Origin of the sequence: Sulfuricurvum sp., assembly GCF_022759005.1 — a bacterium.
In the GTDB taxonomy this organism is placed as follows: Bacteria; Campylobacterota; Campylobacteria; order Campylobacterales; family Sulfurimonadaceae; genus Sulfuricurvum.
Genome location: NZ_JAEMQA010000113.1, coordinates 1 through 8,477, shown reverse-complemented (window position 1 = coordinate 8,477; position 8,477 = coordinate 1). Strand labels below are relative to the sequence as shown.

The window sequence follows — 8,477 nt, the reverse complement described above, 5'->3', positions numbered from 1 at the left end:
AGTTTGATTCCGTAGAGATAAATCCCAAACAGCACCAACTGCATGGTCATCGAAGCATACGCCCCCATCATGAGTGTTTTATCGACAGAAGGGCTGGGAATATATCCGATAAGATTCAGTGCAATCGCTATCATCGCCGCCCAGAGTACGGGAAGCTTGAGAATATTCATGAGTGAGTCGCGCACACTAAATTCTCCGCGTGAATAATAAAAAACTCCGATGGTGTAAACGACGAAAACATTGACGAGATTGATGAGGGTGAGATAGGGGACGCTCATCTCTCCGAACAATGCAATGCCCAAAGGAATGCCCAAATTGCCTGTATTACCGATCAATGCGGCTACTGTGGCGATGGAGCGCTCTTTGGGGTTGTGAAAAAGGATTTTTGCCAAAGGGATCATTAGTAGCAGTGCTAAAAGGGAGATCCCCAAATAAAGCGCAGGAGCAAAGAGGAGTTCGGTATCGATGGGACGTTTGAGAAGTCCCCAAAAGGTGAGAAATATCTGTAAAAAATAGACGCTGAGCAAGGTGATGGTGCGATCATCGATCTTTTCTTTGAATGTCCATTTGGCTCCATATCCGACAGCGATAAAGAGGTAGATACCCATAATAGAGAATAAAGTTTGCATTGTCTTTTTTTGATGTGTATTGTAGCGAAAAAATTAGTGTTGTTTTTTGAGTCACCGCTAACACCCTATGGGGTACAATCGCGATAATAAGGAGTCATACAATGGCAAAAGTATTGATTATCGGCAGCGGCGGTGCAGGTTTGGTGAGCGCACTTTCAGCGCACGAAGCGGGAGCAGAGGTAGTTGTCGTCTCTAAAACTCTCCCGACACGTTCTCAAACGTCGATGGCACAAGGCGGTATGAACGCCGTTTTAGATGGTGATGACAGTATCGCAGATCACATAGAAGACACACTTAGGTCGTCTGCAGGACTGGGAGATGAAAAACGGATCGCATTTATGTGTGAAAAAGCACCGGAAGCGATAGAGTGGTGCAACCGCATCGGCTTACCGTTCAGCCGTGACGAAAATGGGCAAATTGCCCGTCGGCGTTTGGGCGGAGCGAGTGCACCTCGCGCGTGTTATGCTCAGGATTACACGGGATTAAAGCTTTTGCATACCCTCTATGACCAGTGTTTGAGCGCCGGTATTGTATTTGAGAATGAGAGGTTTTTGCTCAACCTAATCGTTGATGAAGCGACTAACCGTGTGTTAGGGGCGACATTCTTGCACATTGAAACGGGCGAGGTTGAAGAGATCCGTGCCGATGCGGTGATTATGGCGAGCGGTGGATACGGGGCACTTTATGGCAAACACTCCACCAATTCCGTACAAGCAACGGGGGATGGACTTGCTGCAGCGGTACGCGCCGGTGCAAAACTCGCTGATATGGAGTTTATCCAGTTTCATCCTACGGCACTTAAAAACTCATCAATCCTGATCTCCGAGAGTGCACGTGGTGCGGGGGGATATTTGCTTAATGCCAATAAAGAGCGTTTTACCGACGAACTGGCACCGCGTGATGTGGTAGCTCGGGCGATTCACGATGAGATGGCTCAAAGCGGTGCCGTCTATCTCGATATACGTCATTTGGGAGAGAACTTTATCGATCATGAACTCCCGCAAGAACGAAAGTTAGCGCAAATTTACGAAGGGGTTGATCCTGTGCATGAGCTTATCCCGATCAAACCTGCTGCCCATTACAGCATGGGGGGAATCGAAGTGAATGAAACGTGCATGAGCAGTATTTCGGGACTGTTTGCTGTTGGTGAGTGCGCTAACCACAAAACACATGGAGCTAACCGTTTAGGCGGGAATTCACTTCTCGAACTCGTTGTATACGGGCGTCATTGCGGAGAAGAAGCGCTCAAGTATGCGCTAAAACATCCTGTTCCTGACACACCAAACCTGCAGTTAGCGAAAGACACCAACTTTGTCCGAGGGGTGATGTACTTCACCAACCAGATCGATTTTTATCAAAAACAGGAGATGTTGGCGAATATCTTTTATAACAATGTCGGTTTGGTGCGCGATGACATGGGGCTCAAAGCGGTTTTGGGAGCAATTCGTCAGATGCAAAAAGAGTTGCCGTTTATGGGACCGCGTGACAAATCTAAAGTGTGCAATACGAATCTGGTCGAATTTATCGAATTTGGAAATAAGATCGAGTTGGCGGAGATGATTGTGGTGAGCGCGATTAGCCGCGTTGAGAGCCGTGGAGCCCATTATCGCATCGATGCGCCGCAGCGAAATGATATGATGTTCGGTGCGCATACAATTACATGGAAAGAGGATGGAGTACTATGTGCCGATTTTGTAAAGTGAAGCAACCGTTCGTGGTGAGCTTGTCGAACTATGAGCGCACCCTTCGACTGACTCAGGGTGAACGTGATGATGAATATGACGATGATGACGAAGAATATGAGAAAGAGTGGTGTGATTGATGGAAATAATTATCCAGCGCGGTGAAGTTCCACAAACGTATAACGTCGAGTTAGAAAATGTTACACTCTTAACACTTCTCAATCACATCAAAACCAAAATCGATCCAACCCTCACCTATTCGCATGGATGTCGTAGCGCCGTGTGCGGAAGCTGTGCGGTTCGTGTTAACGGGCGTGAGCAACTGATGTGTGAATACAAGCCCAGCGATGGGGACGTGGTTGAACCGATCCGTAACGCCCGTGTAATTCGGGATTTGGTGGTTGATGGTTCTATGGTCGAGCGGTTTAACCGTGCGGGAGAAGCGTGGAGTGAAAAAAATTCGAACGAACGTGTAAGTGCTGAGGCAATGGAGCGGATCGAGACCCAGAGTGATTGTATTCTTTGTGCGTCGTGTTTTAGTGCCTGCCCAGTCTATACTGCAAACCCTGATTTTATCGGTCCTTTTGCGCTAACACGGGTATGGCGATATGTCAACGATCCGCGGGAGTCGGGTATCGAATCAAAAATGGCAGCAGTTCAGAGCAACGGGATTTGGGATTGTACCCTTTGCGGCGCGTGCGTTCCTGTTTGCCCTCAGGGGATTGCTCCCAAACAAGATATAACGATGCTACGAACCAAAAGCGTGATGATGGGATATCCCGATCCGACAATGAATTTCGGGGGCGGCTTTGATTTGGGAGGATGGGATTTTTAAAACATTAAGGTTTGGATGTGTTATACTAAGTGCAATAAAATAAAATTTTATAGGACAAACACATATGGCATCTGAACACTCTCTCGATATCTCCGCAAAAATTGATCTTCAGGCATTCAAAGACGCGATCGCCCAAGCCGAAAAAGAGGTAATCGGGCGTTATGATTTCAAGGGGATTACGTATGAGATCAACTACCGTGAAAAAGAGAAGCAGCTGATCCTTCTTGCTTCCAGTGATAACAAACTCGATGCGCTCAAAGATATTGTTGTAGCCAAGTTGATCAAACGGGGGCTCTCATCCAAAGCGCTTAATGAACTTAAAACCGAAGATGCGAGTGGCGGAACACGAAAAGCAACTTACAAAATCGTAGATACTATCGATGCGAAAGAGGCGAAAAAAATCGTAGCGGAGATTAAAAATCTCAAAACGAAAGCAACGGCTCAAATCGAAGGGGAGCATATCCGCGTAAAATCCAAACAAATCGATGAACTTCAAAAAATCATGGGCGCGATCAAAGCGATGGAGTGGGAAGCGCCTCTCGTGTTTGATAATTTCCGATAAAAGCGGATGCAATGAAAGCTAAAAAATACAAGCGAATTGATAAGAGGCTCATTACCGAAGGGTCTCAGATCGGATTTAATCTATTTTTACCGAATGAAACCAAAACAGCGATGAGCCTTTTTTTACAGAGCGATACGGCGGTTGATGGGACGGCAAAAGTCAAATTGCGAGAAATCGAAGGGTTGTACATCAGCGAAGAAGATGAAGTGTTATATCGAGAGTATGTAGCTCGCCATCTTCAAAGCATCGCAAAAAACAGTGATATTCCTATCGATCAAAAAGCAAAGATTGTGTATGAACGGGCAACCGAGACAATCGATGCCATGTTCAAAAATCCCGAATCGCTTGAAAATGTCAAACAAGCTGAAGATATTGTCCATGCTACTCTTGAGATGATACTCAATGACGGCAGTGCGGTTGAATCGTTGATGAAAATCACGGCACATGATTATTACACCCATACCCACTCACTTAATGTCAGTATTTATACCCTCAGTTTAGGGGTTTTTTTGGGGATAAAAGGGAGAGATTTAGAGGTTTTGGGAATGGCTGCCGTGCTACATGATTTGGGTAAGAGCAAAATCGATTATGAGATTATCAATAAAAACGGTAAACTCAGCGATGAAGAGTTTGCTCACATGAAGTGTCATCCCGCATTTGGGCATGAAATTGCGCTCAAGTTGGGAATTGATGATGAGCGGATTTTGAGCGGAATCCGTCATCACCATGAAAAGATACAAGGGGGCGGTTATCCTGATAATCTCAAAGGGGAGCAAATCAGTTATTTTGCCCGTATCATCGGTGTGTGCGATGTTTTTGATGCTCTTTCGACCAAACGTTCTTACAAAGATCCTATGAGCTCTTTCGAATCGCTTTTATTGATGAAACAACAGATGTCTGAGCATTTGGATATGGACATCGTCAATGCATTTATCAAGATGTTACATAAGCAAGGAAATTCATGAAAAAGATGACTATAGCCGATGCGGCGGAATACTTTAATGTCTCCAAAGAAGCGATTCATAACCGTATCCGACGGGGCAGCTTGGATTGTATCGTGGATAATGGGGTCAAATACGTAGCGGTAGAGTCGGCAAAAGGGAATGCTGCTTCGGCTAACATCGCAAACGACAACCGTTATACCCAATACATCGAACAAGAGAATGAACGGTTGCGGGAAAAAGTGGATAGTCTTGAGAAGGAGACGACACGCTTACGAGATCAGCGTGAGCAGATGCTCATTGATGAGCGGGTGAAGGTAGAGCAGATTTACAAAGAGCGTGATGCACAGTTGCGAAGTGTGTTGCACGTGGTTGCGACAAAGTTTCTTTCCCATGTGAATACCGATACGGTGATGGAAGAGGCGAATGCGATGGATGCTATTAATGCGGATGTTGTAGAGGGGTCGGTCGATAATTGGGTCTCCTTGAAATCGTTTTTGAAGCTCAAACGCTACAGTGACAAAGAGAAAAAGAAGATCAAAAGCCGTTTTGAAGCGTTAGCGGATCAAGATAGCCGTCTAATGGTTCGCAGCGGGAAGATTTATTTGAATCCATCCGAATACGATTATTCGGATCTCTTACGCTAAATTACCGCCGCTCCCGTTTCGGAGGGTAGCGTTTCTCTCCCCCAGCTGCACGCGATTGTTGTGCTTTGGCACGGTTGAGGTTGTTGAAACAGCTTTGACAGATCGCAAATTCGGCATTGGGAGCCAATGGTTTCCCGCAGGTTTTGCATCGAGGGACGAAGTGACTTTGTTGAAGTGAAGTCTCGATAAATCGGTTCAGCTCTCCCCTAAACATCCTTGCTTTCTCCGCATCGACGAAAAATTCAGCCATACGATACGAGAGCCACAGATACAAGCTGATCTCTTTGATTCGATCCTCCGCCTCTTGAAGCTCCTCCATCGATAATGCGTAGTTTCCTAACCGTTGCGGCGGAATATAGGCGATCGGTTTTTTCTGCTCCAGCGCTCTGACATAGCGCTCGAACGCCGCCATCACGAGCGGTGATGAGGTGGAGAGCGGTGCGGTGGCGAGGGTGTATTTGGTACGCATGTCCAGATCATAACGATCGACGATGGCCGAAGCTTCCTGCATCGATTCGAGATTCGCGGCACGAAACGGCCCTTCGAATTTCATATTGCGGACGAAAAAATCGACGATAGCGGAGAGAGACTTTTCCTCCAAGATATTCGAGACAAGCATAATATGATCAAAATTTGCCATGACGTTGAAGGGTAACGCGATAGGTTCGATATTCTTGGTAAAAAGGGAGGAAATGGTGCGTAATACATCGGGAGTGAGGGCACCGACATACCCCTTTTCGCTCAGACCGTAGCGCCCCGCACGCCCTGCGATTTGGCGTACTTCGGTCGCGGTGAGGTTGCGCTGGTTTTGACCGTCGAATTTATCGGCTTTCGAAAAAAGCAGCGTTTTGATCGGGAGATTCAATCCCATACTGATCGCATCGGTCGCGACGAGAATATCGGTCTCCCCTTCGCGGAAGCGGCGCGCCTCTTCACGGCGTACTTCGGGGCTGAGATTGCCATAGATGACACTGGTTCGATAGGTTTTGGAGAGTTGTTGTTTAAGACGAAGGGCATTGGAACGGGTAAAGGCGATCACAGCGGTTTTAGGCTCTATGGCATTGATCGGTGTAGCGGTTTTGAGCAGTTCAAGAGGATTTTTCCGTTCAAATTCGACAATCTCCAACGGCTCGCCCAAATATTCGGCTAACGCGATAATCGCTTCGCGGGCATTGGGTGATCCTGTCATAATCACCGTTTTCGCGGGTGCGCCGATGATGGCGTTCGCCCATGCCCATCCCCGATCGCGATCGTCGATCATTTGCACCTCATCAATGACACATACGTCCACTTCGCTTTCGAAGCTGAGCATTTCGATGGTGGAACTGATGTGGGTGGCATCCTCATCGAGGAGCTGTTCTTCTCCTGTGATAAGCGATGCGCTGACCCCCTGTTCTCGAAGGGTCTCATACCCCTCTAACGCTAACAGCCGCAGAGGTGCGAGATAGTATCCCGTCCCCGCTTTTTTGAGATGCTCGAACGCGGTGTAGGTTTTACCGCTGTTAGTCGGTCCGGTGTGAAAGATCAAACGACGGCGAAGTGAACGGGCGAGGGGGAAGAGGTTTTTAAAATCGCGTACGGTTCGGGCTAACAGCGCTTGGCGCTGACGTTTGAGAAGTTCTCCGGCTATGCGCTGATCGAAGGCAAACAAAACGCGTCGTGATGTTTTGGCGCTGATGTGAGGAGTATGAGTTAGATAGGGGAGCAGGAGCTCATAGATGATGCCGTAGAGATAGATATTGTCCATCTCCAGCAGTTTGGAGCGTTCGCGGCACTCATCCACCAGATGTTCCAATTCACTTAAAAAGGCTCTCTCATCGTCCTTGCTTTGTGTTTCAATCATCGTAGCGATGCTCAACTCTTCTTCATCCCATATTTGGCGACTGAGTTCACGGGCATCGAGATGAAGCGCTAGGGTGTATTCTAACGGTACATCTCGATACGGCAGGCTGAGCGATTTTTTGATTTCAATGATCAAATCATCACTCCCGATGGAGGTGATAGGAGTGTGTAAATGATGAGTCAAAACATCCGCTAAAACATCTGTGGCGAGAATGCCAAACGTTTGGGTTGAGGGAGGTGCGCTTTTGAGGGAAGAAATAATCTGCTCGCGGCTAAGATAGCGATGCATGTCCAGATTGAGACTGTTTAAAAAGGCATTGGTTTGTTCTTGTTTTTGGTGTGTTAGTGCTGTTTTTAGCGCATTGATTTCCGGTACTAAAATATCTAACGCCTCTTGGTGGAGCCGCTTTTCATTCAGGGGCGGTGTTTTGAGGACATGGATTTTGGTAAAGCTCTCACCGCCTACGTTATAGGTGATCGGAGCGTAATACTCCAAGGTATCATCGTAGTCGAATTTCCCCTCTAACGCTTTTTCGAGCATTTCACGTTTTTTGGTATAGCGGATATGCTCAATTTTGGCGGCGATTTTTTCGGGGGTGATTTTACGGGTACGGGTATCGATAAACGCCGCATGCAGGTCGCGCCGTTCTGCGTCAGTGATCTCGAACGCTTCTAACAGCTCATCGATTTTCTCTTCCCGCTCATGCGGCTTTTCGCGCGGTTTAGGATTGGGATAGATTTTCCCCTCGTGTTTGAAAAACGCAACGATCATTTCACGATTGTCGCTCTCCCCCTCCGACCATAAACGGCGGAATGTTTTGATGAGGGTTGCTTTGTCGGTGGTTCCGTTAAATATTCCGAGCGTATGCGCCAAAGCGATGAGCACATCGGTGGGGACGCGCTCTATCCCCTCATCGAACCCTTCATCGCCGAAGTAGTGGCGAATCTGTTGGTTGAGTTTGATCATTTTTTTCTTTTTCTTAGCCAAACTACGCCACCCGTCCTTTAACTTCTGAACGGATCTTATCCCATGCGCTCTCTTTGGTCATTTCCAAATCGTATTTGGATTGCAAATGGAGCCAGAAATCGGGAGTCGTACCGAAATAGATCGAGAGGCGTAGCGCCGTATCGGCGGTAATAGATCGCTTTTTATTGACGATTTCATTAACACGGCGGGGGGATACGCCGATAGCATTAGCTAACGCGTTTTGGCTGAGGCTATAGGGTTCTAAGAACTCTTCTTGGAGTATTTCTCCGGGGTGGATGGGCGTTGTAGACATAGTTCCCTCTTGATTGTCGATTGATATAGATAGTTTAATCCCTATAACGTTAAATGTAA

Annotated in this window: 9 protein-coding genes; 6 read left to right on the top strand and 3 right to left on the bottom strand. The window is 47.2% G+C overall.

Translation table 11 applies throughout. The annotated features are described in order from the left end of the window. A partial coding sequence (locus tag JHC35_RS07120; RefSeq protein WP_295043499.1) for an AEC family transporter occupies nt 1–629 on the bottom strand: 629 nt, incomplete at its 3' end. Between the two features lie 101 nt (nt 630–730). On the opposite strand from JHC35_RS07120, the gene JHC35_RS07115 reads away from it, so the two are divergent. From JHC35_RS07115 to JHC35_RS07090, 6 genes are all read left to right on the top strand, one after another. Next, nucleotides 731–2,332 carry an FAD-dependent oxidoreductase gene (locus JHC35_RS07115; RefSeq protein ID WP_295043496.1) on the top strand — a complete coding sequence of 534 codons (1,602 nt, stop codon included), beginning with the start codon at nt 731–733 and terminating at the stop codon, nt 2,330–2,332. Next, the gene (locus JHC35_RS07110; protein ID WP_295043493.1) at nt 2,311–2,451 is read left to right on the top strand and encodes a hypothetical protein; all 141 of its coding nucleotides are present in this window, start codon (nt 2,311–2,313) and stop codon (nt 2,449–2,451) included. Before JHC35_RS07115 ends, JHC35_RS07110 begins: the two co-directional genes overlap by 22 nt. Then, a complete protein-coding gene (locus tag JHC35_RS07105) occupies nt 2,451–3,146 on the top strand; it encodes a 2Fe-2S iron-sulfur cluster-binding protein (protein WP_295043490.1) in 696 nt (231 codons plus the stop codon). The genes JHC35_RS07110 and JHC35_RS07105 overlap by 1 nt, the downstream gene beginning before the upstream one ends. Nucleotides 3,147–3,210: 64 nt before the next feature. Then, nucleotides 3,211–3,708, top strand: a complete 498-nt coding sequence (locus JHC35_RS07100) for a YajQ family cyclic di-GMP-binding protein (RefSeq protein ID WP_294916922.1) — start codon at nt 3,211–3,213, stop codon at nt 3,706–3,708. Nucleotides 3,709–3,719: 11 nt separating this feature from the next. Continuing rightward, nucleotides 3,720–4,673 (top strand): HD domain-containing phosphohydrolase, encoded by a 954-nt coding sequence (locus JHC35_RS07095; RefSeq protein ID WP_295043487.1) that lies wholly within the window; start codon nt 3,720–3,722, stop codon nt 4,671–4,673. After that, entirely contained in the window at nt 4,670–5,296 is a 627-nt protein-coding gene (locus JHC35_RS07090) for a DNA-binding protein (RefSeq protein ID WP_295043484.1), read from the top strand. The genes JHC35_RS07095 and JHC35_RS07090 overlap by 4 nt, the downstream gene beginning before the upstream one ends. Before the next feature lies 1 nt (nt 5,297). On the opposite strand, the gene JHC35_RS07085 is transcribed toward JHC35_RS07090, so the two are convergent. Then, entirely contained in the window at nt 5,298–8,105 is a 2,808-nt protein-coding gene (locus tag JHC35_RS07085) for a helicase-related protein (RefSeq protein ID WP_295043482.1), read from the bottom strand. 22 nt (nt 8,106–8,127) lie between these two features. Then, nucleotides 8,128–8,477: HigA family addiction module antitoxin (locus JHC35_RS07080; protein WP_295043479.1), on the bottom strand; the 350-nt coding region annotated here is incomplete at its 5' end.